The organism is Streptomyces sp. NPDC051218, from assembly GCF_044455475.1.
Taxonomy (GTDB): domain Bacteria; phylum Actinomycetota; class Actinomycetes; order Streptomycetales; family Streptomycetaceae; genus Streptomyces.
In genome coordinates, this window is sequence record NZ_JBITEU010000007.1 from 42,383 (window position 1) to 68,561 (window position 26,179).

Annotated in this window: 28 protein-coding genes; 13 read left to right on the plus strand and 15 right to left on the minus strand. The window is 70.0% G+C overall.

All coding sequences use genetic code 11. From position 1 onward, the window contains the following. Window positions 1–25 precede the first annotated feature (25 nt). From ACIBCK_RS21350 to ACIBCK_RS21375, 6 genes are all read right to left on the minus strand, one after another. Window positions 26–1,051, minus strand: coding sequence for a DNA topoisomerase IB (locus ACIBCK_RS21350; protein WP_399392403.1), 1,026 nt, complete (start codon window positions 1,049–1,051; stop codon window positions 26–28). A 161-nt stretch (window positions 1,052–1,212) separates the two neighbouring features. Beyond that, window positions 1,213–2,094, minus strand: a complete 882-nt coding sequence (locus ACIBCK_RS21355) for an alpha/beta fold hydrolase (RefSeq protein ID WP_399392405.1) — start codon at window positions 2,092–2,094, stop codon at window positions 1,213–1,215. Window positions 2,095–2,239: 145 nt separating this feature from the next. Further along, on the minus strand, window positions 2,240–3,952 hold the full coding sequence (gene cydC, locus ACIBCK_RS21360) for a thiol reductant ABC exporter subunit CydC (RefSeq protein ID WP_399392407.1): 1,713 nt from the start codon (window positions 3,950–3,952) through the stop codon (window positions 2,240–2,242). Further along, entirely contained in the window at window positions 3,949–5,718 is a 1,770-nt protein-coding gene (cydD, locus tag ACIBCK_RS21365; RefSeq protein ID WP_399392409.1) for a thiol reductant ABC exporter subunit CydD, read from the minus strand. The genes cydC and cydD overlap by 4 nt, the downstream gene beginning before the upstream one ends. A gap of 62 nt (window positions 5,719–5,780) precedes the next feature. Beyond that, window positions 5,781–6,839 (minus strand): cytochrome d ubiquinol oxidase subunit II, encoded by a 1,059-nt coding sequence (locus tag ACIBCK_RS21370; protein ID WP_399392411.1) that lies wholly within the window; start codon window positions 6,837–6,839, stop codon window positions 5,781–5,783. A gap of 5 nt (window positions 6,840–6,844) precedes the next feature. Then, window positions 6,845–8,161, minus strand: coding sequence for a cytochrome ubiquinol oxidase subunit I (locus ACIBCK_RS21375; protein WP_399392412.1), 1,317 nt, complete (start codon window positions 8,159–8,161; stop codon window positions 6,845–6,847). 177 nt (window positions 8,162–8,338) lie between these two features. Here ACIBCK_RS21375 and ACIBCK_RS21380 point away from each other — a divergent pair, with 177 nt between their 5' ends. The 3 genes from ACIBCK_RS21380 to ACIBCK_RS21390 all read left to right on the plus strand — a co-directional run bounded on the left by ACIBCK_RS21380 (window position 8,339) and on the right by ACIBCK_RS21390 (window position 9,994). Beyond that, entirely contained in the window at window positions 8,339–9,259 is a 921-nt protein-coding gene (locus ACIBCK_RS21380) for a LysR family transcriptional regulator (RefSeq protein ID WP_399392413.1), read from the plus strand. A gap of 17 nt (window positions 9,260–9,276) precedes the next feature. Further along, entirely contained in the window at window positions 9,277–9,693 is a 417-nt protein-coding gene (locus tag ACIBCK_RS21385) for a hypothetical protein (protein ID WP_399392415.1), read from the plus strand. Window positions 9,694–9,802: 109 nt separating this feature from the next. After that, on the plus strand, window positions 9,803–9,994 hold the full coding sequence (locus tag ACIBCK_RS21390) for an alpha/beta fold hydrolase (protein WP_399392417.1): 192 nt from the start codon (window positions 9,803–9,805) through the stop codon (window positions 9,992–9,994). A 22-nt stretch (window positions 9,995–10,016) separates the two neighbouring features. Here the strand turns inward: ACIBCK_RS21390 and ACIBCK_RS21395 are convergent, their stop codons facing one another. Together ACIBCK_RS21395 and ACIBCK_RS21400 are read right to left on the minus strand one after the other, a co-directional pair. Then, the gene (locus ACIBCK_RS21395) at window positions 10,017–10,805 is read right to left on the minus strand and encodes a class I SAM-dependent methyltransferase (protein WP_399392419.1); all 789 of its coding nucleotides are present in this window, start codon (window positions 10,803–10,805) and stop codon (window positions 10,017–10,019) included. A gap of 76 nt (window positions 10,806–10,881) precedes the next feature. After that, the gene (locus ACIBCK_RS21400) at window positions 10,882–11,571 is read right to left on the minus strand and encodes a DUF2848 domain-containing protein (protein WP_399392420.1); all 690 of its coding nucleotides are present in this window, start codon (window positions 11,569–11,571) and stop codon (window positions 10,882–10,884) included. 156 nt (window positions 11,572–11,727) lie between these two features. Between ACIBCK_RS21400 and ACIBCK_RS21405 the strand changes: the two genes are divergently transcribed. Next, window positions 11,728–13,092 (plus strand): MFS transporter, encoded by a 1,365-nt coding sequence (locus tag ACIBCK_RS21405; protein ID WP_399392422.1) that lies wholly within the window; start codon window positions 11,728–11,730, stop codon window positions 13,090–13,092. Window positions 13,093–13,155: 63 nt separating this feature from the next. Further along, window positions 13,156–13,959, plus strand: coding sequence for a carbon-nitrogen hydrolase family protein (locus ACIBCK_RS21410; RefSeq protein ID WP_399392424.1), 804 nt, complete (start codon window positions 13,156–13,158; stop codon window positions 13,957–13,959). Between the two features lie 135 nt (window positions 13,960–14,094). Here ACIBCK_RS21410 and ACIBCK_RS21415 read toward each other — a convergent pair whose 3' ends face one another. The 4 genes from ACIBCK_RS21415 to ACIBCK_RS21430 all read right to left on the minus strand — a co-directional run bounded on the left by ACIBCK_RS21415 (window position 14,095) and on the right by ACIBCK_RS21430 (window position 17,261). Next, window positions 14,095–14,742 (minus strand): GntR family transcriptional regulator, encoded by a 648-nt coding sequence (locus ACIBCK_RS21415; protein WP_399392425.1) that lies wholly within the window; start codon window positions 14,740–14,742, stop codon window positions 14,095–14,097. 18 nt (window positions 14,743–14,760) lie between these two features. Beyond that, the gene (locus ACIBCK_RS21420) at window positions 14,761–15,396 is read right to left on the minus strand and encodes an FMN-dependent NADH-azoreductase (protein ID WP_399392427.1); all 636 of its coding nucleotides are present in this window, start codon (window positions 15,394–15,396) and stop codon (window positions 14,761–14,763) included. 99 nt (window positions 15,397–15,495) lie between these two features. Beyond that, a complete protein-coding gene (locus ACIBCK_RS21425; protein ID WP_399392429.1) occupies window positions 15,496–16,317 on the minus strand; it encodes an ABC transporter permease in 822 nt (273 codons plus the stop codon). Then, the gene (locus ACIBCK_RS21430) at window positions 16,314–17,261 is read right to left on the minus strand and encodes an ATP-binding cassette domain-containing protein (protein ID WP_399392431.1); all 948 of its coding nucleotides are present in this window, start codon (window positions 17,259–17,261) and stop codon (window positions 16,314–16,316) included. The genes ACIBCK_RS21425 and ACIBCK_RS21430 overlap by 4 nt, the downstream gene beginning before the upstream one ends. Before the next feature lie 86 nt (window positions 17,262–17,347). Here ACIBCK_RS21430 and ACIBCK_RS21435 point away from each other — a divergent pair, with 86 nt between their 5' ends. The 3 genes from ACIBCK_RS21435 (at window position 17,348) to ACIBCK_RS21445 (ending at window position 20,146) form a co-directional block, all read left to right on the plus strand. Continuing rightward, the gene (locus ACIBCK_RS21435) at window positions 17,348–18,097 is read left to right on the plus strand and encodes a TetR/AcrR family transcriptional regulator (RefSeq protein ID WP_399392432.1); all 750 of its coding nucleotides are present in this window, start codon (window positions 17,348–17,350) and stop codon (window positions 18,095–18,097) included. 175 nt (window positions 18,098–18,272) lie between these two features. Continuing rightward, window positions 18,273–18,497, plus strand: coding sequence for a DUF4344 domain-containing metallopeptidase (locus ACIBCK_RS21440; RefSeq protein WP_399392434.1), 225 nt, complete (start codon window positions 18,273–18,275; stop codon window positions 18,495–18,497). Window positions 18,498–18,964: 467 nt separating this feature from the next. After that, the gene (locus ACIBCK_RS21445; RefSeq protein WP_399392435.1) at window positions 18,965–20,146 is read left to right on the plus strand and encodes a hypothetical protein; all 1,182 of its coding nucleotides are present in this window, start codon (window positions 18,965–18,967) and stop codon (window positions 20,144–20,146) included. A gap of 55 nt (window positions 20,147–20,201) precedes the next feature. Here the strand turns inward: ACIBCK_RS21445 and ACIBCK_RS21450 are convergent, their stop codons facing one another. Continuing rightward, the gene (locus ACIBCK_RS21450; protein WP_399392436.1) at window positions 20,202–20,732 is read right to left on the minus strand and encodes an RrF2 family transcriptional regulator; all 531 of its coding nucleotides are present in this window, start codon (window positions 20,730–20,732) and stop codon (window positions 20,202–20,204) included. A gap of 104 nt (window positions 20,733–20,836) precedes the next feature. On the opposite strand from ACIBCK_RS21450, the gene ACIBCK_RS21455 reads away from it, so the two are divergent. The 5 genes from ACIBCK_RS21455 (at window position 20,837) to ACIBCK_RS21475 (ending at window position 24,950) form a co-directional block, all read left to right on the plus strand. After that, a complete protein-coding gene (locus ACIBCK_RS21455) occupies window positions 20,837–21,577 on the plus strand; it encodes an SDR family oxidoreductase (RefSeq protein WP_399392437.1) in 741 nt (246 codons plus the stop codon). Between the two features lie 104 nt (window positions 21,578–21,681). After that, window positions 21,682–21,864 carry a DUF1272 domain-containing protein gene (locus ACIBCK_RS21460; protein ID WP_367048164.1) on the plus strand — a complete coding sequence of 61 codons (183 nt, stop codon included), beginning with the start codon at window positions 21,682–21,684 and terminating at the stop codon, window positions 21,862–21,864. Window positions 21,865–22,537: 673 nt separating this feature from the next. Then, entirely contained in the window at window positions 22,538–23,050 is a 513-nt protein-coding gene (locus tag ACIBCK_RS21465; protein WP_399392440.1) for a transglycosylase SLT domain-containing protein, read from the plus strand. 122 nt (window positions 23,051–23,172) lie between these two features. Further along, entirely contained in the window at window positions 23,173–24,273 is a 1,101-nt protein-coding gene (locus ACIBCK_RS21470) for an LCP family protein (RefSeq protein WP_399393111.1), read from the plus strand. Between the two features lie 335 nt (window positions 24,274–24,608). Next, window positions 24,609–24,950, plus strand: coding sequence for a hypothetical protein (locus ACIBCK_RS21475; protein WP_399392442.1), 342 nt, complete (start codon window positions 24,609–24,611; stop codon window positions 24,948–24,950). Here ACIBCK_RS21475 and ACIBCK_RS21480 read toward each other — a convergent pair. Together ACIBCK_RS21480 and ACIBCK_RS21485 are read right to left on the minus strand one after the other, a co-directional pair. Then, window positions 24,934–25,539 (minus strand): HutD family protein, encoded by a 606-nt coding sequence (locus ACIBCK_RS21480; protein WP_399392443.1) that lies wholly within the window; start codon window positions 25,537–25,539, stop codon window positions 24,934–24,936. The two genes, ACIBCK_RS21475 and ACIBCK_RS21480, sit on opposite strands and share 17 nt — an antisense overlap. 70 nt (window positions 25,540–25,609) lie before the next feature. Beyond that, entirely contained in the window at window positions 25,610–26,164 is a 555-nt protein-coding gene (locus ACIBCK_RS21485; RefSeq protein WP_399392445.1) for a DUF6417 family protein, read from the minus strand. Window positions 26,165–26,179: the final 15 nt, after the last annotated feature.

The following is a 26,179-nucleotide window of genomic DNA, read 5'->3' on the forward strand; positions in this document are numbered from 1 at the left end:
AGCCGACGCTGAACAAGGTCGACTCTCACGTCAGCAGCCGCAGCACCGCTTCCTCGACGGCCCCCTGCGTCGCCGGATGGCCGAACGCGGCGCTGTCGCCCAGCTGTTCAAGGGCGTCGGCTATCGTCCGGCCTTCGTCGAAGAGCTCGACGACCCGGGGGTTGATGTAGGACGCCCGGCACACCGCTGGCGTGTTGCCCAGGTACCCACTGACCTCGCGGACAGCCCTGGTGACGGCCCCCTTGCGTGCGGCCCGGGACTCCCGGGCGACCCGTGCCGAGACGGCGAGGGCGACCGCCGCGAGGACGGTCGCGTGCCAGGTGCGGAAGTCCTTGGCGGTGATGTCTCGGCCCGCGCGGTGACGCAGGTAGTCGTTGAGTTCGGCGGCGTTCAGCTCGTGCCAGGCCCCGCCCTGCCAGTAGGCGAACAGCCGTTGGCCCCCGCCGCCCCGGCGCAGCAGCGCGCGCAGGACACTGCAGGCGGGCGGATCGACGAGGGCGCGGGTCTGCGTCTTGGAGTACTTCGCCGGATACGTGAGAGAGACCTCACCGCCCCGGCAGGAAGCGTGCTCCTTGAGCAGGGTGGTCAGCCCGTACGTGCCGTTGTCCCGACGGTAGGAGTCGTTACCGACGCGGAAGAAGCCGAGGTCGAGCAGGCGGACGGCGCAGGCCAGGACGCGCTCGCGGCACAGACCACGACGGCCGAGGTCCTCCGTCACCTGTGAGCGCACCTCGGGAAGCGCGCGGGCGACCTCCAGCACGTGGTCGTGCTTCGCCGCTTCCTGCCGCTCACGGAACCGCGGGTGGTACAGATACTGGCGCCTGCCCGCGGCATCGGTGCCCACGGCCTGCAGATGCCCGTTGGGCCACGGACAGATCCACACGTCCCGCCAGGCCGGCGGGACGGCGAGCCGCCGCAGGCGCTCCTTCTCCTGCGGGTCGGTGATGGGGCGCCCCGATGCGTCCTTGTACGCGAATCCCCGCCCACGACGGACCCGGGAGATCCCGGGTCCGTCGACGTGGCTCGTCCGCAGCCGCCGCTTCTCACGCATGACCCAGGAGTGCCCCCGGAGCGCAACCTCAGACATCGCCGTACGAGCGGCCGGGCATCCAGGGCACGTGCGGGAAACGCGTGAGCCGGGACCGGCTGAGCGAGAGCCCACAGACGGTCTCGTTGCGGCCCGGCTGCCAGGCGTGTGCCTTTCACAGGCTCTTACGGCAGCGGCGGGAGAGGTGTGCGGCTCTTGCAGGTCCAGGTGGCGCGGTGGGTGGGGTGGAGGGCGTCCAGGGTCAGGTTGATCACGTTGGGTGAGTACAGGGTGTCGACGTGGCCGGACCTGTCGGTGGGACACACCTGTTGGAGCGTGATGTTGTCGACCGCTGCCGGGCGGTCGGCGGGCGAGGTGAGAAAGCCCGGGGTGTACGGGGTGACCATCTTGTCGTAGGCGGTGGCCACCACTGTGTAGTTGACGCCGGGCAAGGTGTCACCGCCCGCGTTGAGCCGCTTCAAGAACGGAGATCCCACCATCTGCTGCCGCGACGAGGGGCCCACCAGCACATCGGTCGCCGGGGCGACCGCCCTGACCAGCATGTCGAGCCCGTTCGCCGTCGTTCCGTGATGGTCCGGGGCGAGCCCGATCAGTCGGTTCACCTTGGACGCACCCCCCTCGAACTTCAGGTACTGCCGCGGCATGAGACCGCCGAGGGAGTGCCCGACGATGTCCACCGTGCGGGCCCCGGTGGTGCGCAGTACACGGCTGACATACGTGGCAAGTTCTTTGGCCGAGTCTTCGATGCGGCCGGTGCCCTTCGCTCCCAGAGCGTTGAGGGGACTGCCGTGGGCGCCGTAGTTGAGGGCGTAGACGCAGTAGCCCGCGTCGGCCGGGCAAGGGCTGGTGGCGTCCCTCCGGGCCCCGGGTGGGCTGGAGTTGGCGGTTGCGGGGGACAGCAGGGTGGACACCGAGGCCCCGAGAGCGGTGTCGTGGTGAGGCCGGGGTTCAGCGGGTGCGGTGCTCGCCGCGGCGGGCCAGGGCGAGCAGGCGAGTGCGGCAACGGAACAGACAGCAGCGGCCGTGGCGGCGAAACGCGAACGCATGGCAGGTACCTCTCGGCAGGCGGGCTCGACCCGGCAGCCCTAGGGAAAGACCTGTGGGCATCCGCACCGACAACGGGGTGCACGCGCTGGGGGTAATGGTGCGTCACCCGGGCGCACCACGGCCTCGTGAGACGCAGGCGCAGGCTCACCGAATGACTGGTCGGATGTGGCCGTGATCGAGGGTGAGGATCTGGTCGGCGGTGGTGAGGCCCGCGTCGTCGTGAGTGATCAGCAGAGTCGTGCGGCCGTGGGTGGCGTTGAGGATGTCGGTGAGTACGGCATCGGCGGTCTCGGGATCCAGTCCTTCGGTGGGTTCGTCCAGGACGAGGACGGGCGGGTCGGCGAGCAGAGCTCGGGCCAGGAGGAGGCGGCGGCGTTGGCCGCCGGACAGGGCGGAGCCGTTCTCGCCGAGGAGGGTGTCCCAGCGCTCGGGGAGGGAGTCGATCCAGGGGAGGAGCTGGGCGCTGCGAGCGGCTTCGCGCAGCTCGGCATCGGTCGCGTCGGGGCGGGCCAGGAGGAGGTTGGCGCGGATGCTGGTGCGGAAGACGTGGGCGTCCTGGGTCATGCCGGTGATCGCGCGCCGGGCGTCGGTGCCCGCGCAGTCGCGTAGTTCGCGTCCGCCGATACGGATGCTGCCGGACTCGTAGGGGACGAACCGCATGAGCGCCGCGATCAGCGTCGACTTGCCGGAACCGCTGGCGCCCAGGAGCACCGTCAGGCGACCGGGCGGCAGGCTCAGACTCACGCCGTCCAGGGCCGGAGAGACATCGGGGAGGTGGCGTACACGCAGCTCGGTGATCTCCACCCCGACCGGTGCTCGGGCAGCGAGCGTGACCGGAGCGGCCGGGTCGGTGACGGGCGGCGGAGTGTCGAGGAGCTCGGTCAACCTGCGGGCGCTGACGCGCACTTCGGCGAGGTGGCGAGCCGCGGTGGGCAACGGCGTCAAGGCCTCGAAGGACACCAGCGCGAGGACCGCGAGGACGGTGAGCCGCACGGCGGGCAGCTCCCCCGCCGCATGAGCACGCAGCGCGAGCCAGGTCACGCCGACCGTGGCCGCCGCCTGGAGGAGCAGGACCGTGGCCGAGGCGAGCGAAGTGGTCCAGGCTGCCCGGCGTTCCAGCGCGGCGATGCGAGCGGAGGCGTGGCACGTCCGCTCGTGGGCGCGGCCCAGGGCTCCGTAGGCGGCGAGGTCCGCCGCACCTTGGGTCAAGTCCAGCGTGAATGAGCTGAGTTGGGCCCGCGCCGCCTTCTCCGCTCGGCTCGTACGGCGGGACAGTGTGAGCACCAGGGTGGGCACGAGGAGCCCCGCCACGGCGAGCAGCAGCCCCAGCAGAACGCCTGCCTGCGGGAGCAGGGCCGTGGCCACGGAGGTGGTGGCCGCGGCGACCGCGCAGGCAGCCACCGCCGGGATCAAGACCCTTAGCAGGAGGTTCTGCGCGGCGTCGACGTCGTCGACCAGGCGGGTGAGCAGGTCGCCGCTGCGGAAGGCGGGGGTGCCCGCGGGAGCGAGGGGCACGAGGGCCTCGTACACCTGGGTGCGAAAGCCCGCGACGGCCCGCAGTACACCGTCGTGGCCCAGCAGCCGGTCCATGTAGCGCAGGGCCCCGCGCCCGAGGGCCAGGGCGCGGACGGCGACGATGGCAAGGCTGACCGAGGCGAGCGGCGGCTGTTCGGCGGCGCGGGTGATCAACCAGGCGGCGGTGGCCATCAGCGCGGCGGACGCCAGCTCGCTGCCGGCCGAGGCGAGCGCGGCGGGCAGCAGTCGGCGCCAGTACGGCAGGAGTTGGCGCAGGAGGCGGAGGGTCGGGCGGGGGGTCCGTGCCGAGGGGAGGATGGCCGCACCGGAGTGGAGGGTCATCGGGCCATCAGGCCTTCCGCGAGGGCCGGTTGGGCCGGTGGGACAGGCCGGCCGGCCCGGTCCGGTCGGGGTGCTTGTGGCCGGGTGAGGCTGCCTGCCTCTACGGTGATGATCCGGTCGGCGTACGGCAGCAGACTCGTGCGGTGGGCGACCACGACCGCGGTCCTGCCGCGCATGAGGCGGACGGTGGCGTGCGTGACCATGGCCTCGCTCTCGGGGTCGAGGTGGGCCGTCGGTTCGTCCAGGAGCAGTACGGGGGCGTCCTTGAGGAAGGCGCGGGCCAGGGCGATCCGCTGACGCTGGCCCGCGGAGAGCCCGGCGCCGCGCTCGCCGAGCAGGGTGTCGTAGGCCTGGGGCAGTTCCTCGATGAAGTGACCGGCGTAGGCGGCATGTGCTGCCTGGCGCACCTCCGCGTCGCCGGCCTCGGGGCGTGCCAGTCGGATGTTGTCCGCGACGGTGGCGGCGAACAAATGCGGGCGCTGAGGCACCCATGCCACCTGCGTGCGCCATGCGTCGGGGTCGAGGTCGGCGAGGTCGGTGGCGCCGACCGAGACGCGTCCCGAAGAGGGGAGTGTGAAGCCGAGGAGGAGCGCGAGGAGCGTGGACTTGCCCGCGCCGCTCGGTCCGACCAGGGCGATGTGTTCGCCGCGGCGCACGGAGAGGGACACGTCACGGAGGGCTGGGGTCGCACGGCCCGGGTACTGGACCGTGACTTTCTCCAGGCACACGTGCCCCTCGCGGGTGTCGGACACCGGGGTGGCGGCGCCGACGGTGGAGGGGACCCGGGCTTCGGATCCGCCGGGGGTGGCAGAGTCGTCGTCGCAGCCGTCGAGGACGGCGAAGACCCGCTCGGCCACCGCGATGCCCTCGGCGCTGTCATGGAAGGCCGCCCCTGCCGCCCGCAGCGGCAGGTAGGCCTCCGGGGCCAGGAACAGCACCACCAAGGCCGTACGAAGGTCCAACTCGCCGCCGAGCAGACGTAGTCCGACCGGTACCGCCACCAGCGCCACGGACAGGGTCGCGACCGTCTCCAGGACGAAGGAGGAGAGGAACGCCACGCGCAGCGTGCGCATGGTGGCCCGCCGGTGGGCGTCCGCCATCTCGTGCACCACACGGGCCTGTTGCCGCTCCTGCCCGAACGCGCGCAGTGTCGGCAACCCCGCCACCACATCGAGGAAGTGGCCGCCGAGCCGGGCGAGCAACTGCCATTGCCGGGCGGTGCGCCTGGCGGTATGGGCGCCGACCAGCGCACCGAACACGGGGATCAGTGGCAGCGTCACGACGATGATCAGAGCGGAGATCCAGTCCGTCCAGGTCAGCCACCCGATGACCGCCAGGGGCATCAACGCCGTGGCCGTCATCGTGGGCAAGTAGCCCACGACGTACGCGTCCAGGGCGTCCAGGCCGCGGGTGAGCAGCGTGGCTGTCTCGCCGTGGCGCCCGGCCGCGAGCCGCAGCGGGCCGGTGTGCCGCAGCCGGCCGGTGATCCTCTCGCGCAGCGCGAGCTTGGTGTCGGCGGCGGCGCGTTGCGCGAGAATTCCGCGAGCCCAGGCCAGCAACGCGCGCAGCGCCATGACGATGCCCAGTGCTGCCGGCGGTGCGATCCGGAAAGGGCGCCCGGCGAAGCCGTCCGCGAGGACCGCCGCGAGCAGGACCGCCTGGGTGACGATGAGCCCGGCAGCGAGGAGCGCGAGGGCCGCGGATTGTGTCATGTGGCGCCGTAGTACCGGGAGTTCCCGCATCAGGCGGCGTTCGACGGGCTTCATCTGGGGTCCCTCGTTCCTCTCGTCTTGCGTCGCTTCGCTCTCCAAGACCGGGACGGCGAAGCTCAGAAGTAGCTGGGGTGACGGCGGCCGGTCCGGCCCCGGAAGGCCCACCAGCTCCACGTCTGGTACGCGAGGATCGTCGGGGTCACCAGGACCCCGAACGCGCTGAGGATCCGCAACGTGGCGTTGTCCGTGACGGCGTGTCCGATGGTCAGCCCCTCACCCGCCGAACTGATCAGGAGGTACGGGTAGTGACCGGCCCCCACGAGCAGCACCGGCAGCGCTGTCGCACAGCAAGTGGCCGCGAAAGCCGAGGCGTTGTGCCCGCGGGAGAAGTGCCACCAAGCGGCGGCGAGCGCAACCGCGAACAGGGCGGCGACGGCCGCCGATGTCACGCGGTTCGTCATCGATGCGCCCTCGCCGAACAGCGTGAGGAGTATCGCGAGGGAGCCCACGGCCGCGGATCCACGGAGTAGCCATCCGCCCAAGAACCGTGCGGTGGCCGCTGGTTCGGAGTCCGATCGCAGCGCTACGAAGGCGGCGCCGTGCGCCGCGAAGAGCAGCGCGGTGGTGAGGCCGCAGGCCAGTGTGAACGGCGAGAAGACGTCGCCGGCCCCGATGTGGAAGCTCCCGTCGGACCGGCGGGGCACGCCGTGGAGCAGCAGGCCGACGACCAGTCCCCAGCACACGGCGGGCAGGGCGCCACCGAACACGATCAGACCGTCCCACCAGCGACGTCCGCGGACGCTGTGGGACCGACGCCTCAGTTGGACGGCCGCGTTGCCGAGGACCAGGCCGACGAGGATCGCCACGATCAACGGGTACAGGCCGGACAGGAGCGTGCCTTCGAGGTGCGGGAAGGCACCGAACAGGACGCCGGTGAAAGCGACAAGCCAGACCTCGTTGCCGAGAAAGAACGGTGCGATGGCGTCGAGGGCGGGGTTACGGCCGGTGAGCTCCTCCGCCTCCTTCTCTTTCGCTGTCTCACCCTCCGCGCCGCGATCACCTCGGTCGCCGAGGAAGGGGTGCAGCATCTGTACGCCGTAGTCGTAGCCGCCGAGCACGAAGTACCCGGCGAGGAGCAGGCCGAGGAGGGCCAGCCAGGCGGTCTCCAGAGTCATGTCGCTCAACTTTCCGTTACTGCGGGGGAGTACGACAGGGAGGTCATCTCGGCGCTACCGCCGGGCGCCTCCGGCAGGTCGTCGGGGAGGGGCTCGGTGGCGCCGAGCTGGGTGGCTTCCGGGCCTCGGAGGGCAAAGCGGGTGATCAGGGTCCAGTTCGTCGCCGCCAAGGCGAGGAAGATGGCGACGAAGGCGGTGCAGGACACCGCGAGTGAGGCCGTACTGACGTGGGAGAGTGCGTTCTCGACCGTCAACTCGCCGTAGACGAGCCAGGGTTGGCGGCCGACCTCACGGACGACCCAGCCGCCAGCAGAGGCGATGAAGGGGAACGGCACCGTAGCGACCAACAGCCACAGGGCCGGGCGCCAGCGCATCAGCCGGCTCCTCCACAGGAGGATGACGGCGAAGAACGTGATGGTGGAGACGGTGTTGCCGATGATCGTCATCACATCCATCGAGACGCGCATCGTGTCCTGCCAGGGCACGTAGTTGCCGGGCCCGTGTTCTTTGACCAGCTGTGCCTGCAGCTCGGCGACGCCGTTGTTCTCCAGGACCGCGTCCTTCATGGGCTGCGTCCGCTCGATGACGGGCCGCTGCATCTCGCCGACGATGACGACGAAGAAGGACGTGACCATGGCCACCCACAGGCCCAGGCGCATGGAACCGCGGAACAGCTCGGTCTCCTTGGTGTGCCGGAGGAAGTGGTAGGCGCTGACCCCGGCGATGAAGACACCGCCCGTCGTCAGCGCGGCCAGTGCGATGTGCAGGAGCGCGACCAGGGCGCTGGAGTTGGTCAGCAACGCCCCGAAGTCCGTCAAGTAGGCTGCGCCGTCGCGGACTTCGTAACCGACCGGGTTCTGCATGAAGCCATTGGCGATCATGATCCAGTACCCGGAGGCGTACGCGGTCAGGGCGACCAGCCAGATGAGTGTGACGTGCACGCCCCTGCGCATACGGCCCCAGCCGAAGATCCACATGCCGAGGAAGGTGGACTCGGCGAAGAAGGCGATGAGGGTTTCGAGCGCCAGCGGTGCGCCGAAGACATTGCCCGCGAACTTGCTCAGGCCGCTCCAACTGAGCCCGAACTGGAACTCCATGACCAGGCCGGTGACGATGCCGACCGCGTAATTGATGACGTAGAGCTGGCCCCAGAAGCGGGTCATGCGCTCCCGGACGGCCTTCTTGACGGGGTCACGGGCGTACGCGGCGCGGGTGTGCATGATCGCCACGAGGGGGACGAGCCCCATGGTGAGGATCACGAACAGCCAATGGATGCCGGTCGTGGCCGCGAACTGGAGTCGGGCCAGATCCGCAGCGCTCATGGTGGGACCTTCCTGGGGGACGGGTGGCCGTACCTGCGAGGCATCACCCCTGTTGGGGTGCCGCGTCGCGTGCCCGACGGCCTTGATGAAGACCGTAGGGAGAATCCCTTATGCGTTCCAAGACTTCTTTTGGCATGTGAAGATGACACTGAAGGCATAAGGGAAGGTGGATGGATCATGGATCTTCTGCAGCTGCGGTACTTCCAGACCGTCGCCCGTTTCGAGCACATCAGCCGCGCCGCACAGGAACTGCGCGTCGCCCAGCCTTCGTTGAGCCGCACCATCGCCCGCCTGGAGTCCGAACTCGGCTCCCCGCTCTTCGACCGGCAGGGGCGCCGCATCCGGCTCAACCCGTACGGCGCGATGTTCCTGCGGCATGTGGAGCGGGCCCTGAGTGAGCTGGACGACGGCCGCAGGGCCGTGCGAGAGGCCCGCGACACCGGGCTCGGACGCGTAAGCGTCGCATCCGAAACTCTCCTGACGATCACTCACATTCTTGGCAGCTTCCGGGCCGGTCATCCGCGTGCGGACGTACGGCTCTTCCAGTCGACCGCCCAGGAGATGGACCGTCGGCTGCGTACCAGAGAGGTCGACTTCTGCGTGGCCTCACAGCCGCTGACCGGCACGAATCTCGCGTCGGTCGAGCTCGCCCGCGAGGAGGTACTGCTCGCGGTGCCGCCCGGTCACCGGCTCGAAGCGCGGGAGAGCGTGACGATCCCCGAGATCGCCGACGAGCCTTTCGTCACCACGCGTCCCGGCCACTGGCAACGCGCGCTCCTGGACAGGCTGTTCGCGGCCGAGGGACTCACGCCACTGCTCTCCTGCGAGGGCGACGAGCCGGGCGCCAGCCAGGACATGATCAGCGCGGGCCTCGGTATCGGCCTCATTCCGGCGATCTCCCGCCAGGTCGGCACGGAGACGCAGGTCCCGGTGGCTTGGGTCCACTTGGACGCACCGGCCTGCGAGCGGGTGCTCACCCTGGTGTGGAGCCGGGACAGCTACCTCTCCGAAGCCGCCCTGCGATTCAGGGAGTTCATCACCAGCAAGCCCTTCATGTCCCACCGCATGCCGGCAGGGCGCGGCGAGGCCACACTGTAGGTCGGGGGGAGCTGACTGTGGAGAACATTCTGACCGTGGCCATCGGGGCCGCAATCGGCCTCATAGGTGCGGTGTTCGGTTCGTGGTTCACCGCGCGCCGACAGGACCGCATGTGGCTCCGCGAACAGAAGCTCAAAGCCGGGATCGGCTTCAACACGGCCGTGGTTCAGCTACTTGACTACCTGAAGGAAGCGCAGCTGAGTGACGACGGCCCCGGAGCCAACGAGTTGGCGGACCGGATGCAGGAAGCACGCTCAGCCCTCTACCTGCTCTGTGCCAGCGACACAGTCGATCTCGCCGATGCTCTCGCGCGTAGGGTCTGGAGGACCCGCCCCACGGACGGCAGGGACGACCGCCGGGCCGAGTTCCGAGAGACGCTGGACCTCCTGCGTCGCTTCACCCACCAGCTCCGTGAAGAGATCGCCAGGTCGTAGTCCCGAACGAAGCGGAAGCGATGGGCTCGGGCGCCACGACCGACACCTGGCCGGCTACTCCCTGGGGGCGACGGTCGCAACCGCTGTCCCCGCCGAGCGCCTAGAAGGCGTGGCCCACCAGGCCGAGCTGAACACCCGGGTGGACATCACCGCGGTGCTGCGCCGCATCACCACGCCCACCCTGCTCGTATCCGGGTCGCAGGGCCTGATCGTCCCGCCGCACCACCAAAGGGAGTTGGCGGACACCAGGACGCCGCGGGCGCACCGGACGCTGGACACCGCGGACGCACCGGTCGGCTAAGGCTCCGCCCCGGCGGGTACCGCTACCTCACGTGCCCCACGAGCGCCGACACCCGCACCTCCTCCACGAACGGGGCGGGCGGAAGCGCCAGCCTGACGCGTTCGGCGAAGGCGAGCCGTTCGTCGGGGCGGGGCAGGGCTTCGGCGGGAATCGCGGAGAAGACCCCGCCGATGATCCGGTCGAAGCTCAGCTCCTCGCGGCCCTCCGTCACGATCTCGCGGACGTCGTCGAAGCCTGCCGCTTCCAACGCCCGCGCATAGCGGGCCCGATCGTCGGCGCCGGTGCCGCACGAAGCCCTCAGTTCGGTGTCGAAGTGCTCCTCCAGGCTGTCGCGCAGCGCCCGTGACCACGCGCTGTCCTGCAACCACAGCGGTGTGCCGTTGGCGATGACGGCGATGCCACCACCGCGGCGCAGCAAGGGCGTCAACTCCCGGAAGAGAGCGTCGTGTTGCATCCAGTGCAGCGCTTGCCCGATGACCGTGACCGCCAGCGACCGTTCGCCCATCAGTGTGCCCAGCGCAGGGACGTCGGTGTCGGCGCCGAGCAGCCACGTCGCGTTGTGCACCCCCTGAGCGATGGCCGCTTCCCGGGCCAGTCGGAGCATGTCGGGCTCGGGGTCCATGCCGATCACCGAGCCGACCCGGGCCGCGAGCGGCAGCGTCAGCTGACCCGTACCGCATCCGAGATCCAGTACGGTGTCGTCGCCGCCGAGACCGAACGCGGCTTGCAGGGCGTCGAGCAGTCGCGGGGGATACCCCCGTCGGAACTTCGCGTAATACTCGGCCACGTCCCCGCTGAATCCCACCGTCATGGCCCCACCCTGCCAGGCACCGGCCGGCCCAAGCGTTGTTCGCGGCACCCCAAGGCGCATCCTGGGGCGGGCGGCGTCAGCCGATGGGGTCGGGCAGCGGTACCACCCGGTAGGCGAGTTCGATCGTGTTGCCGGTGGCGGGGTCGCCGAGCTCCACGCGCCAGCCATCGGCGAACTGGTCCACGCCCTCGGCCATGGGGATGGTGCCCGAGATCAGGACGGTGCCCGGGGTCAGGCCGCCGCGCTCACGCAGTACGCCGGTCCAGTAGCCGGGGGTGAGGAGTTCGGCCAGCGTGCCGTGCTGGATCTCGCTCTGCCGGCCGTCGGCGTGGGTGACCCAGGCCCGCAGGGTCAGTTCGTCGATGCGCGACTCGACGTCGGCCAGGGGCCAGGCATGCCGGGCCAGGACATCGGGTGCCGCGTTCTTGCTCCAGGCCACGCCGTGGACCTCGAGGTCACGATCGGTGTGATCACAGGCCGCGGTCAGCAGCAGCTCGCCGCCGTCCGCGACGACCAGTGCCCATTCCGCCTCGCCGGACGTGCGGGCGTGCGGGGCGGCGACCCGGTCGGTCTGCTGGGCCAGGTAGGGGGAGACGGGGTAGAGGGCCGGGGTCACCGACGGCGCGGGCACTCCCAATTGGGCGAGCTCGGCGACATGCGCGGCGACATCGGCCTGCTCGCGCCCGGCGTATCCGGCGTTCAACACCTGCACGACATCGACGTCACGGGTGGAGCCGTCAGGAAGTTCAAAGGTCAGCACGGCCATGAGGCACTCCAAAGGGGGCAGGTCTCGACAAGGGTCTCGACGGTCTCGACACGGTCAACTTCTGGCGCGGGGGTTGCGCATACGACCTGTATACAAGAAGTATGCCGGAAGGTCGATGTCCAGGTCGATGTCCCCTCGACGCAAGGATCGGGAAGCATGCAGCACACCCCTCAGGGCCCACCGACGGCTACACCGGGCCGCTCCGGCATCCGCCGGGCCTTCTTCGCCAGCCTCACCGGCACCGCTCTGGAGTGGTACGACTTCGCGGTCTACTCCGCTGCGGCGGCCCTCGTCTTCGGTGACCTCTTCTTCCCCTCTGAGGACCCCCTCACCGGCACCCTCCTGGCGTTCTCCACGTATGCCGTCGGCTATGTCTCCCGCCCACTCGGCGGCTTCGTCTTCGGCCGCCTCGGCGACGTGATCGGCCGCAAAAAAGTCCTCATCGCCACCCTGGTCCTCATCGGCGCCGCCACCTTCCTCATCGGCGTCCTGCCCACGTACGGCACCGCCGGCATCACCGCCCCCATCGCCCTGGTCCTGCTGCGGTTCGCGCAGGGCGTCGGCGTCGGCGGCGAGTGGGGTGGCGCGGTCCTGCTGTCCAGCGAGTTCGGCGACCCGCGCCGGCGCGGTTTCTACGCCTCCGCCGCACAGATCGGCCCACCCGCCGGAAACCTCCTGGCCAACGGCGTACTGGCCGCCCTGGGTGTGCTGCTCACCGAGGAGCAGTTCCTGTCCTGGGGCTGGCGCGTGGCCTTCCTGCTCTCGGGCGCCCTGGTCGCCTTCGGCCTGTGGATCAGGGCGAAGCTGGAGGAGACCCCGGTCTTCAAGGCCATGGAAGCCGAGGAGTCCCGGCCGCAGGCGCCGATCCGCGAGGTCTTCACCACCCAGCCCCGCGCCCTGTGCGCCGCGATCCTCAGCCGGGTCGCCCCCGACGTGCTGTACGCGATGTTCACCGTGTTCGTCCTCACGTACGCCACCGACGAACTCGGCATGACACGCGGCTCCGCCCTGACGGCCGTCCTGGTCGGCTCCTTTCTGCAGATCTTCCTCATCCCCCTGGCGGGCGCCCTGTCCGACCGGGTCAACCGCCGTCTGCTGTACGGCTGTTCCGCCCTCGCCGCGGGGGTGTGGCCGTTCGTGTTCTTCCTCGTGGTCGACGGCGACAGCTGGTTCCTGCTGGTGTGCGGCGTCGTAATAGCACTGGCCATCCACTCCTTCATGTACGGCCCGCAAGCGGCATTCGTCGCCGAACAATTCTCGCCCCGCCTGCGCTATACGGGATCGTCGCTCGCCTACACCCTGGCGGGCCTGATCGGCGGAGCGGTCGCCCCGCTGCTCTTCACCGCCCTGCTCAGCGCGTACGGCAGCTGGGTCCCGCTGGCGCTCTACCTCGCCGCGGCGGCAGCCGTGACCCTCATCGGGCTCGGCCTGGGCAGGGACGCCGCCCACGCCGAGAAGGAGGACGAGCTGCTCGCCGGCGCCACCACCCCGGAGGCGGCCCCCGCAGCCCGCGTTCCGTAACGTCAGCGCTCTTGGTCCCTGCCCGCCCTGCCCGCCCCTCCCGACTCCGAAAGGTGGCCCACCGTGCGCATCGCACTGAGCCAGCTCACCACCGGCCCCGAGCCCGGCAAGAACCTCGCCCTCATCAGGGAATGGACCTCACGCGCGGCCGACGCCGGCGCGGACATCGTCGTGTTCCCCGAGGCGTCGATGGCCTGCTTCGGCACCCCTCTGGCGCCCCTCGCCGAACCCCTGGACGGCCCCTGGGCCACCGCCGTCCGCACCGTTGCCGAGGAGGCGGGCATCACGGTGGTGGCGGGCATGTTCACCCCGGCGTCGGGCGGCCGGGTGGCCAACACCTTGCTGGCCACCGGACGCGGCGTCGAAGCGGCGTACGACAAGATCCATCTCTACGACGCGTTCGGCTATGCCGAGTCCGACAGCGTGGCCGCCGGCTCCCAGGTCGTCACCATCGACGTGGACGGCGTACGCCTGGGTCTGGCCACGTGTTACGACGTGCGCTTCCCGGAGCTGTTCCGGGCCCACGCCGACGCGGGGGCCGCAGTCACCCTGCTGGCGGCCTCCTGGGGCGCGGGCCCCGGCAAGATCGACCAGTGGGAGTTGCTGGTGCGGGCCCGCGCACTGGACGCCACGCTGTGGGTCGCCGCAGTCGACCAGGCCGACCCGGCCGCGGGGGGCGACACGGCCGGGGGCACGGCGCCCACCGGAGTGGGGCACAGCATGCTCGTCGGCCCCGACGGCACCGTACGCCACCGTCTGGGGGCCGAGCCGGAGTTGAAACTGGTCGACGTGGACGCCGACGAGGTCACTGCGGTCCGCAAGAACATCCCGGTGCTGGCCAACCGGCGGCTGGGGGAGCGGCGCTGAGCGGAGGCGGGCCGACAACTCCCTTTACCCGCAGGGCTGTCGGGCTTGAGAGCTCCCGCCGAGACCCGCCCTCAGGCCCGACAGCAACGCGGCCCAGCGCAACCCACATCGGCGCCCGCCCGTCCTTCCGTCCGGCTAGCCGGCGAGCAGCACCTTCAGGGTCGACTCCAAGTGGCTGTCGATCGCGGCGCAGGCAGCCTGCGTGTCACCGGCCGCGAGGGCGTCCACGATCGCCCGGTGCTCGTCGAGCACCGCTTCCTGACGGCCCTGCTGGTTGTAGAGGGCCACGACTCCGGCCCGCACCTGGCGGCTGCGCAGCCCCTCGTAATGCCGGTCGAGCAGTGAGTTGCCCACGGCCGACACGAGCGACGAGTGGAAGAGGTGGTCCACGTCGATGAACTCCTTGGCCTGTTCGGGCCCGCTCAGCGCGCGCTGCCGATCCAGGCATGCGCCCAACTCCCGTACCGGCGCCCGCCCTGCATCGATGACGTGCTGCGCCGCGTACCGCTCGACGATCCCGCGGAGCTGCATCAGCTCGGTGATCTCACGCCCCGAAAGGGGCGCCACCCGCGCACCACGCTTGGGCACCAACTCGACCAGGTCCTCGGCGGCCAGCAGGAGCAGAGCTTCGCGGATCGGGGTGCGCGAGACACCGATGCGATCGGCGATGTCCTGCTCGGAGAGGAACTCCCCCTGCATGGCGGGGTCCGTGAGCACCGTCTCCTTGAGGTACGCGTAAGCCTTCTCCCGACCCGACGCCACCGCTACCCCCAGAGATCGCATACACCTTGTATACGGAAGCTACCACGAAGCCGCACTACAGCGCCCGGCGCTTCGGGCCGCGGCCAGGGCTGTGGTGTGCTGCTCGGCGGCGAGGTCCTGAAGGTGTTCCATGCCGGGGGTGGTGGCGGCAAGGGTGAGTTCGCGTTCGATCACGACGAGGTCGGCCTGCCACACGTCGGCGAGGATGCGCTTGAGGTACGGGGTGGAGTGGTCCCAGCCTTCGCGCGGAGTACCGGGAGCGTAGCCGCCGCCTCGCACGGTGGCCAGGACGGTCGGCTTGCCCTTGAGCACCGGGCTGCCCAGCGGCGCCCCGGCGATGACCAGGTCGACCCAGGTCTTGAAGTGCTGGGAGACACCGAAGTTGTACAGCGGCACGGCGAGCACCACCGCGTCGGCGGCCTCTAGTTCCGCGGTGAGCGTTCTGGCGAGGGTGAGTGCGTCGCGCTGGGCGGGGGTGCGGTCGGGTTCGGGCGTCAAGTTGCCGATGTGTGCGTGCGCCCAGGCGTCGGCGGGGAGCGGCTGGGTGCCCAGATGGCGGCGTATCACCGGGGCGTCCCGGTGTACTGCGGCCCACTCCGATTCCACGAGGTCGGCGAGTTCGGCGCTGTCGGATGTGCCGGGAAGGATGCTGGCATCGAGTCGGAACAGACTCATGGCGTCTCCAAGGTGGTGTTGGTGTCGGCGTCGGTCGTTGCGCGCCGCTCTCCGCAGCGGTGAACGGCGATCGGTCCGCGGGGCAGCCGCCTGGAGCGTTCAGCGTCCGCTGCGCACGTAGGCGCGCAGCGACAGCGGGACGAAGACCACCAGCAGCGCGGCCGACCAGAGGAGGACGGTGGTCACCGGATGCGCGAGTGGCCAGGCCACGTTCCCGGACGGGGCGCCCGGGTTGCCGAACAGCTCGCGTGCGGCAGCGGTGAGCGCGCTCACCGGGTTCCAGTCGGCCAGGAAGCGCAGCCAGCCGGGCATGCCGTCGGTCGGGACGAACGCGTTCGACAGCATCGTGAACGGCAGGCCCAGCGGCACCATCGCGTCGGCGGTCCGGTCGTTCTTCACGGCAAGGCCCACGTAGACGCCCACCCAGCTGAGCGCGTACCGCAACACGACCATCAGCAGGAACGCCTGGGCGGTGGGGATCAGGCCCCGGTGCGGCTGCCAACCCACCAGCAGGCCCGTGCCCACCATCGTGGCCAGCATCATGAGGCCGGTCAGCAGGTCGGCGCCGGTCTGCCCGAACGGCACCGCCAGGCGCGCCATGGGCATGGAGCGGAACCGGTCCATCACACCGCGGGAGGCGTCGGCGGCCATCCGCGTCATGATCCCGAGCCACGCGGAGAAGGTCACCATGGCGAAAAGGCCGGGCATGAGGTACTCGCGGTAGTCGCCGCCCTCCGGCACCTGGATCGCGCTGCCGAAGACGTATCCGAAGAGCACGACCATGACGGCCGGGAAGATCAGCGCGGCGACGAGTTCGCCGGGAGCGTGCCGCAGCCGTCCCAGCTCACGGCCGACCAGAGTCAGCCCGTCGGTGAACGTCCACCGCAGCCGGCGGCCCAACGGCGGGGCGAGGTCCGTCATCGGGCCGGGTCCTTCCGGTCGGTGAGGCGCAGGAATACCTCGTCGAGGGTGGGGCGGCGCAGCCGGACGTCGGCTGCGGCGATCCCCGCGTGGTCGAGCTCGCGCACGATGTCGTAGAGGCGGAGGGCGCCGCCGGGCAGAGCGACGCTGAGCCGGTCGGTGCCGGTCGTCGTGGGATCGGTCCCGGCGGCAAGGGCCTTCAGTACGGCCGCCGCCGGTAACAGGTCGGAGGAGTCTTCGAGTTCGACGTCGATGTGGTCGCCGATCGTGGCCTTCAACTCGTCGGGTGTGCCTGTGGCGATCACCCGTCCGTGGTCGACGACGGCGATGTCGTCGGCCAGCTGGTCGGCCTCGTCCAGGTACTGCGTGGTGAGCAGCACCGTGGTGCCGTCCGCCACCAGCTCGCGGACGTTGGCCCAGATCTCGCCGCGGCTTCGCGGGTCCAGGCCAGTGGTCGGCTCGTCCAGGAAGAGCACTTCGGGGCGCAGGATGAGGCTGGTGATCAGGTCGAGGCGGCGTCGCATGCCGCCGGAGTAGCCGGTGACCTGCCGGTCGGCGGCTTCCATCAGGCCGAAGCGTTCGAGCAGTTCGTCGGCGCGGTGCCGCGCTTCGGGCCGGGACAGGTGGGAAAGGCGCCCGAACATGCGCAAGTTGGTACGCCCGGTGAGCTTTTCGTCCACGGCGGCGTGCTGGCCCGCGAGTCCGATCCTCGTGCGTACTTTGCCGGCCTCGCGCACGACGTCGTACCCGGCGATGCGGGCGTGCCCGGCATCGGGATCGGACAACGTCGACAGGATGCGCACCGCGGTCGTCTTGCCCGCGCCGTTCGGCCCCAGGACGCCGTAGACCGCTCCTCTCGGGACACTCAGGTCCAGCCCTCGCAGGGCATGGGTATCGCCGAAGGATTTGTGCAGCCCCTCGGCGACCACGATCGGACCAGGCATGACCCCTCCACTGGGTACCTTGTACGCGGTCATGGCGGTCACGCTAGAGGACTGGGTACTATGTACGCAACCATGGAGGTGGAACGGTGGCCGACGCCGAGTACGTGAACATCTGGATGCGGCCCGAGCGCTCTGCCTATGGGCCGACGCCGGTTTACAGCCGGGCGAAGATCACCGAGGCGGCCGTCCGGATCGCCGACGCCGAGGGTCTGGAAACCGCCACCATGCGGCGGATCGCGGCCGAACTCGGCGCCGGCGCGATGTCCCTCTACCGGTATGTCCCGAGCCGCGAGGACCTGGTCGCGCTCATGGCCGACCAGGTGATGGGCGAGATCGACGTCACGGGGATGCCCTCGGGAGACTGGCGCGCCGACCTGACCCGCTACGCCGAGGGGCTCCGGGCCATGTGGAAGAGGCACCCGTGGATCGCCGGCGTGCAGCAGTCGCTCCCGAGCTTCGGCCCCAACCAACTGCTCTTGGTCGAGCGGCTGATGGGGGTGCTCGACGCCTTCGTGTCCATCGACGAGAACCTCGGCCTCGTGGCCCTGCTGCACAGCTACGTCGAGGGCACCGTCCGCGAGGAGATCGGCTCCGCCATGGAGATCCGCCGCAGCGGGCTCAGCGAGTCGGAGTGGATGGCGCGAAGTCATCCGTACGTCGACCGGCTGGTGAAGAGCGGGGAGTTCCCGATCTTCACGAAGATCGTGACGGAGGCACGCCAGCCGCACCTGAGCCGCGAGGACCAGTTCCGCAACGGGCTCCGACGCGTCCTCGACTGCATCGCCGCGGCTCTCCCGCCGACAGCTGGGCCGAAGCCGCCGTCGAGAAGTAGCTGACCAAGACCATCGCCCGCTATCGCGATCCGCTCAGCACTCCACACCACGTCGGTTTCGTAGTGCCCGCGTACTCCATTGCCGACCAGCTCGCTGTCGTGCTGCTCACCACCGGCGATCAACCGCACGACAAGTACGTGGCTGAGACGAGAAGGAGCTCAACAAGTCCGCCTCGGACATGCTCGAGCTCTACTCCGACGAACACTCCCTGAGCGCGCAGCGTCTCTACAACTGGACCTGCTGGCTGTACGGCTCCAACCCCGGTGGCTACCAGGGCCTCGTCGAGAGCGACGACAACCCGGACGGCGCCCTGCCGTCGGCCCGAGCCGGCCAGTGCGAGGACGAGTACAAGAAGATCAGCAAATCCTGGAACACCCTCCTCAAGCCCTACCTCAAGCAGTGAGCCTCAGGCCGCCGCACGCCCGGTGAAGTCCAGGCCGACGCACGCCATGGGCTCAGGCTTGCGAGTTCTCTCAGGTGGACCAGCCCCTCGATCTCGGCGTCCCGGCGCTGTGCGGTCGGCGGATTCCGTGAACGGGTCCGTCTGCAGCGCCCGCAGGGACAGTCGGGCCTCCAGGTTCCACGCGCCCGTCGTCCAGCGCGACGAAGACTCCGAACCGTTCGATGGCTGTGACCGTGCCGGTGAGGATCTCTCCGAGGCGCAGCGATTCCAGGAGCCGGCCAGATGGTTGTTCATGCATTTGCCGTATGGGAGTACGCATTTGCCGGTGACGTCCCTGGGTGGTCCCCGGAGGGCTGGCGGCGGCGTCGGGGCGGGTTCTCCAGTGGCGGGGCGAAAGAAGCGTGCATAGAACGGGAGACACGATCACGTGCGGGGCGAGGACGTCCCGCTGGAATGGAGAATCGAAAATGGCCGCTGAGTCATTCTCTGCCGCGGGGGACACTTCCGGAACCGGCGAACCTCTGCTGTCGACGTCGGTTCACTGGGGCACCGCGCAGCTCGGCGCCCCACCCGCCCACCAGCCCGCCCCGTGGCCGCAGGCAGCCGAGCACGAGACCGACGACGTTCCCCCGGAGTGGGACGCGAACGGCGCCGACGACGAGCCCCCGCCAGAGGTGCCGGACACCGACGACGAACCCATGGCGCAGGCGCCGCCGGGCCCGGACGAGGACGCCGTGGAAGAGCTCATACGCGTCGCCGTGGTGTCCAGGCCGCTGGACGACGTCGTCGACCTCGTCACCCTCCTGGAGCAGTCACCCGACGGCGTGACCACCGCAGCATCGGTGCTCCGCCTGGCAGCCGTCGCCCGCTCCGTCGACGACGTCACCCGGCTGGTGGAACTGCTCGGCCCGCCGAAGCACCCCGCCGAGCACATGGACGAGGCCATTCGGCATGCCGCCGAGGAACGGCCCGTTCCGGAGGTGGGCCGTCTCGTCCATCTGCTGTCCCGCCCTCCGTACGATCCGCACAGCGGCGCCGAGGCGGTGCACGCCGCCGGTACGACCCGGTCCGTCGAGGATCTGATGCAGTTGATCGGCAGCCTCAGAGAGCACAAGGAAGCCGACTATCCCGACGTCGCGGTCCCGGCCGCGCCGCTCGCGCCGCCCACCGCGGCGGCGGCCCAGCCCGCAACCGCCCCCGCCCCCACCTCCGAGGCCGCGGCCGCGGAGGGGACACAGGCGCAGGGCAAGACAGCCCTGGTGTGGCTGCGCCGTGTGGCGGGCGTACTCCTTCTGCTCTGTGCGGCGGCTCATTTCCCGCTCAACTGGTCGGACGCCTCCACCCTCGGTCTGTTCGCCGCACTCGGCGTCTCCGCCCTCTGCGCCGTGGCGGGCGCGGCGCTCTGCTTCAGCAGGTCGCCGATCGTGGCAGTGGCGAGCACCTTGATCGCCGGCGGGTTGTCCCTCGCCCACCTCGTGGACGATCGGATCAACTCCCGGACGCTCGCTTATGTGTTGCGGCCCGATTGGGTGGCAGCGCCGCTCCCGACCCTGGCGGCGGTGGCCGCGACGCTGGCCTCACTGCTGGTCGTGGCGCTCACGATCGCCGGCCTCAGGGCGGCCAACCGCAAGGCTGCCCCGCGCTTCTAGGCGTGGACGAGGTGAGTGCTCGCGCCCCCCGGCGAAAGCCGGGGGGCGCGAGCATTTACGTCGGGCCGTGCGCCTCTCGGCCGGAGGAGGCGTCGGGGCCACCGGGGCCGTCGGACGCGTCGAGCCACGTTCCGATGGCCGGCAGGGCCTGGGGCCCGCTGTCCCGTTCGACCGAGCCGACCAGGTCGGCGACGGAGACTGCCCGCAGGGACGCTCGCCAGGCGGCGTCGGCCGCGGTCATCGCGCGGGCGATCGGGCACGCCTTGGTGCAGTCCTCGGGCGGCGTCCCGAAGGGGCCACGCTGACGGATCTCGGTGCACGTGAACGCCGGACTCGCGCCGTCGACGGCCTGCACCACGTCCAGGACCGTGATGTCACCGGCCGCCCTGGTCAGGACGTAACCGCCCGTCTTGCCCTGGATGGACTTCACCAGGTCAGCCCGGGACAGAGCCTGCATCTGCTTGGCCAGATAACTGGGCGAGACGTCGTGCAGCCGCGCGAGCCGCGCGGCCGGGACCGGCTCGGTTGCCGCGGTCAGGACCACACAGCAGTGCAGTGCCCACTCCACGCCACCGGACAGTTTCATGCATCCTCCCGATTGACTCGGACACAGGATATCCGAGTATTATCTCGGACATCAGGTATCCGAGTTAGCCGACAGGGGTTCTCGGTTCTCAGAGAGGCACGATCATGAACATCACGGTCATCGGCGGCACCGGACTGATCGGTTCCCAGCTCGTCTCCCGGCTCCGCGACGCAGGACACGACGTAGTCGCCTCATCCCTTTCGACCGGAGTCGACCTGCTCACCGGCGAGGGCCTCGACGAGGCGCTCAAGGGCGCGGAGACGGTCGTCAACGTGTCGAACTCACCTACGTTCGACGAAGCCTCGCTGGACTTCTTCCGCACCACCGTGGGGAACCTGCTGGCGGCGGGGAAGCGCGCGGGCGTCCGCCATCAGGTCGTCCTGTCCATCGTCGGCGTCGACCAGGTGCCGCAGCTGGACTACTACCGGGCGAAGGTCCTCCAGGAGGACCTGCTGCGCCAAGGGCCCACCGCGTACTCGATCGTGCGCGCCACGCAGTTCTTCGAGTTCATGGACGCGGTCATGACCTGGACCGCCGACGACCGGACCGTCCGGTTGCCGGCCACGCCCATTCAGCCCATCGCGACCGCCGAGGTGGTCCAGGCTCTCGCCGACGTCGCGACCGCCGCACCGCTCAACGGCACGCTCGACGTCGCAGGACCCGACGTCTTCGCGCTCGACGAGCTCGGCCGTCTGACGCTGTCGGCCCACAAGGACTCCCGCACCGTCGTCACGGACGAGACGGCAGGTATGTTCGCGGCCGTCGAGGGTGACGTACTCGTCGCGGGGCCCGGCGCGCGCGTGGGCTCCACCCGTTACGAGGACTGGCTCGGCGCTGCTCGCTAGCCGACCGTCCGCCGAGGCCCTACGCCCGTAGCAGCCCCCGGGGCAGGGCCCTCCCGCGTACCCTTCCTCGCAGACATCGGTCGACGAGGTACGGGGGAGCAGTCATGGCGTTGGAAATGCGTGAACGTTGCGAGCGCTGCGAGAACGCGGCCCTGCCGTGGGACGCACCGGCCAGGATCTGTTCCTACGAGTGCACGTTCTGCGAACCGTGCGCCGCGGCCATGCAGGACGTCTGCCCCAACTGCGGCGGCCAGCTCGTCAGCCGCCCCACTCGCGCACAGCCCTGACCGCACGCCGTCCGGGGCCACCGGTGGTCATGCCATGCGCGGCATCACCACCGTCACCATGCCGAGCAGCCCGACGTAGGCCCCAGGCATGAGCGCCCGCCGCTACGGGCACTGCCGCCACCCCGGTGACATCGCGGTCGCGGGAAGCGTGACGGCGAGAGTGAGGGGATTAGGCGGCGCGGTCGCCACCCGCATCGTGCGTCCGGCCCGCCGCAACGCGGGGACGGTCATGACGCTGTCGCCCACCCGCCCCGAAGAAGCCAGCCACCACGCCGACCGGGCGCGCTCGCCAGGACGGGCAGCGGGGACGCTACATCGGACGCGGCACCGCCCCCGGAGTCCGCCCGCAGGAACGGGTGGCGAAGGCGCCCGGCAAAAAGCTCCGCGGCCCCGCCAAACCCCGCTCCAGCTGTGAGCCCACCCATAGGAGCCACGTCACATGCTAAGGGCGGTAGTAGATCCCGTGGCGGGTCCACGGGCGGCCGTAGGTCCCCTGCGGGGCGTCTGACCAGGGGCGTCCTGCGTACCTCGGTAGTACGTCACATCATTGCGTCCTGCTCCTGCCACCGCTAACCCTTGCTGAAGTTCCGGAGAGACGGGATCGATCGGGCGAAATCGCCCGCCTCGGCCCAGCCACTCCTCAACAGACTTCGCATTGGAGAGTTACCCCCGCATGGCCATTACTCAGACGCAGACCAAGCCCGGCCGCACGACCCGACTGCGCAAGATCTCCGTCGCCGGTATCGCCACCGCCGGTGCAGCTGCCGCCGCCCTCACGCTGGTGCCCTCGCAGGCCCACGCCGCCGAGCCGGCCGCTGCGAGCAAGAGTGTCTCCCAGGCCGCCGCGAAGGCCGAGAAGGACTACCCCAACAACCTCGACGGCTGGATCAAGGAGTCCCTGGACATCATGAAGTCCAAGGGCATCCCCGGTTCCTACGAGGGCCTGCACCGCAACATCATCCGTGAGTCCGCCGGTGACCCCAACGCCCAGAACGGCTGGGACGTGAACGCGCAGAACGGCACGCCGTCCAAGGGTCTGCTCCAGGTGATCCAGCCGACCTTCGACGCGTACCACGTGTCCGGCACGCCGAATAACCTGACCGACCCGGTCGCCAACATCACCGCGGCCGCCAACTACGCCGCCGACAAGTACGGCTCGATCGACAACGTCGACTCCGCGTACTGAGCCACGGGCCGACCAGCCCACGAAGACGCCGGTCGTCCAGCCCGCTGAGCCGCCGGTCAAAGAGAATCAAGGAGAAGGGGCAGCGCATGCCGCACGAGAGCAGCAACGAGCAGCAGGCGCACATGGCCGAAGGCCCCGCAGTGCCCGGCTACGGACCCCCGCGGGTACGGGGGTCCCGGCGCAAGCCGAAGAAGAAGACCCTGCGCTACGTCGCGTGGGGCGCGCTGGGAGTGTTCCTGATCGGCGGGGGAGGTGCCGCCTACGCATGGCAGCACCTCAACGGCAACATCCAGGGCACGGACATGAACGCCGCGCTCGGGAAGGACCGGCCCAGCGAGCAGAAGGACGGCTCGATGAACATCCTCCTGCTCGGGTCCGACTCCCGGGCGGGAACCCACGGCCACTACGGCAGCGGCATCAGTGGTGCCCGCGCCGACACGGCGATGGTCCTGCACGTCGACAAGACCCACAAGAAGGCTTCGGTCGTCAGCATTCCGCGCGACACGATGGTCGAGCGGCCCCAGTGCGCGAAGCCGCACGGCGGCACGGCGGCCGGCGCGCAGCAGGCCATGTTCAACTCGTCCTACCAGGTGGGTGGACCGGCGTGCACCGTGAAGACGGTGGAGAAGATGTCGGGCGTCCGCATGGACCACTACCTCGAAGTCGACTTCAAGGGATTCCAGAAGCTCATCGACGAGCTCGGCGGTGTGGACATCACCACCCGCAAGGCGATCCACGACCCCAACAGCGGTCTCGCCCTGAGCCAGGGCAAGCACACGCTCCAGGGCAAGCAGGCACTGGAGCTCGTCCGCACCCGGCACGGCGTCGGTGACGGGAGCGACCTGGGCCGCATCCAGCTCCAGCAGGCGTTCATCAAGGCGCTTATCCACCGTGCCGAGACGGTCGATCCGCTGGGCAGCCCCGCCAAGTCCTACGACCTGGCGGACACCGCCACCAAGACCATCAGCGCGGACTCCGAACTGGCGTCCGCGGACAAGCTCCTCGGTCTTGGCAAGGAGCTGAAGGGCATCAGCCCCGACCGCACCAACATGGTCACGATGCCGGTCACCTACGACTCCCAGGACTCGGGACGGGTCCTGCCGCTGGAGAAGGCCTCGCACAAGGTGTGGAGCGCCCTGCGGCACGACCGGCCGATACCGAAGTCCGCGACGCAGGACTCCGTGGGCGACCAGGCAGACTCCCCGGTGTCGGCGGGCACCTGACCCGCCTGCAGGGCCACATCCCGCCCGCAGAGCCATAACGCGCCAGCAGGGCCACAACACGCCATGAGTCAAAGGGGCGTGTTGTGGCCCTGTCGGTCCAGACCCTTACAGGAGTAGCCTGTTGACCTAGTCCGTGGGACGACTGCTCGCCGTCAGCGCGGCAGCGGCGTACCGGCGACCTCTCGGGCTCGGAGTATGGCCCCACCGCCAGCGGCTGTATCCGCGGGGCTCGGCCCCCGCCACCTGGCACCGCGAAGACGCGCCGCTCCCTCCGAGGCCCCCGCCTTCCCTGAGCTCCGCTCCTTCTCGACGGTGCACGGCACCCAGGACTTCTCATGCGTGGCTACTTCGCCGACGATCTGCTGCTCATCGTGCCCTCCACCGCCACCGACGGCGTGTGCCTGTTCGGAGAGGTCCTGGGCGCGCACAAGGGTGCGCTGGCCATGGCCCTGAACGCACAGCGCGGCACCACCCAAGAGATCACCGTCGACCTGACGGGTGTGCACTACCTGGCCAACGGCGCCCTGGAGATTCTCGTGGCCCTCGCCAAGAACCTCCGGCCACCCCAGCGACTGCTCATTTACGCCGCCCCCGAACTGGCGCTACGGGAAAGACTCGACGCACGCGGGTGGGGAGACATCGAAACCCTGCGGCTCACTGTCAGCTCGCCGCGGTGATCCTGATCTCGGCCACCGAGCCGTCGCCCCGGAGAGCCAGCGCCCCGGAGCCCTCCTGCCGCACACAGTCGAGACGGCCGAGCGCGGTGTCCTGTCCGTCCGGGCCGCCCACGGTGATCCCCTCGGTGGCAGCCATGACGAGCAGCACCTCACCCTCGTCGCTCCGCATCCCCGCTTCGGAGGTGACGGTGACGATCCGCACCTGTGCGGTCGCGCGGCCCCTGCGGGTCATCGCGTTCAGGTCGCGCACGGCACCGGCCTCAAGGCGACAGTCCGTCGCCGCGTCACCGGAGAAGGCGTACGGGCTCAACGGACGCACCACTTCAGGGACCCCGTCCACGGTCAAGACCATGCCATCGCCCTCGATCAGGGTGATCACGCGATCGATGCCGGGAAAGGAAGAGAAGGCTCCTCCCGCGTCCACGTCCGCGACGCTCACCCGCCAGTCGAAACCGTCCACCGGCTCCGCCGGCTCCACCGCGCCAAGGGGCCCCCGCACGACGCCCGAAGCGACCTCCCGGGTCGTGCCGCCACCGTTCTTCCACGGCATGCTGCGGTAGTCGCTCCAGCGCAGAACATCGCCGCCCATAGGATGCCGCCTCCCTCTTCCTCCGTCGTCCGAGCGGCCACCTTACGGGCCGGAAGGAAGCAGGCCGGCGTCAGCCGAGCTTGCCGCGCTCCGGTTCAGGTATGCCGGTGAGAGGAGGGGGCGTGTAACTCACCCCGTAGACACGGGAGAAGCGGTTGGCGGGTGCCGCTGAGCCTGCCAGTCGTTCGAGGAAGAACGCGCGTGCCATCGACTGCATCTGCTCACCGCTCACATACACGACCCACCGGTTGGACGCGGCGCTGAAACGGGCTGCGTCCACGGCCGACTCCAGGCCCGACGCGGGCTCGTGGTGCAGTCGTCCGCGGAGTTCGACGAAGCGCCGCAGGGCGTCCAACTCCGATCGGCGCAGGCCTACTTGCTGCAGGCCGGGCGCCGGATCACCGACTGGTGGCGGAGCGGCCCTCACCTGTGCGTAGAGGAGCGCGTCCCACCCGTCGGCCGTCAGCTGAACCGCCCACGGGACCGGACGGCCCGCAGTCGAGGACAGCTCCGTCCGTTCCTCGCGGGGCGCCACCCGGGCGAGCCCGAGTCTCACCAGGGGGCTCGTGGTGCGTTCATCGAGGCCGGGCCCTGCCGTCGCCCATCCATCGGTGGTGCGCTGCATGTCAGCCACCCGTCC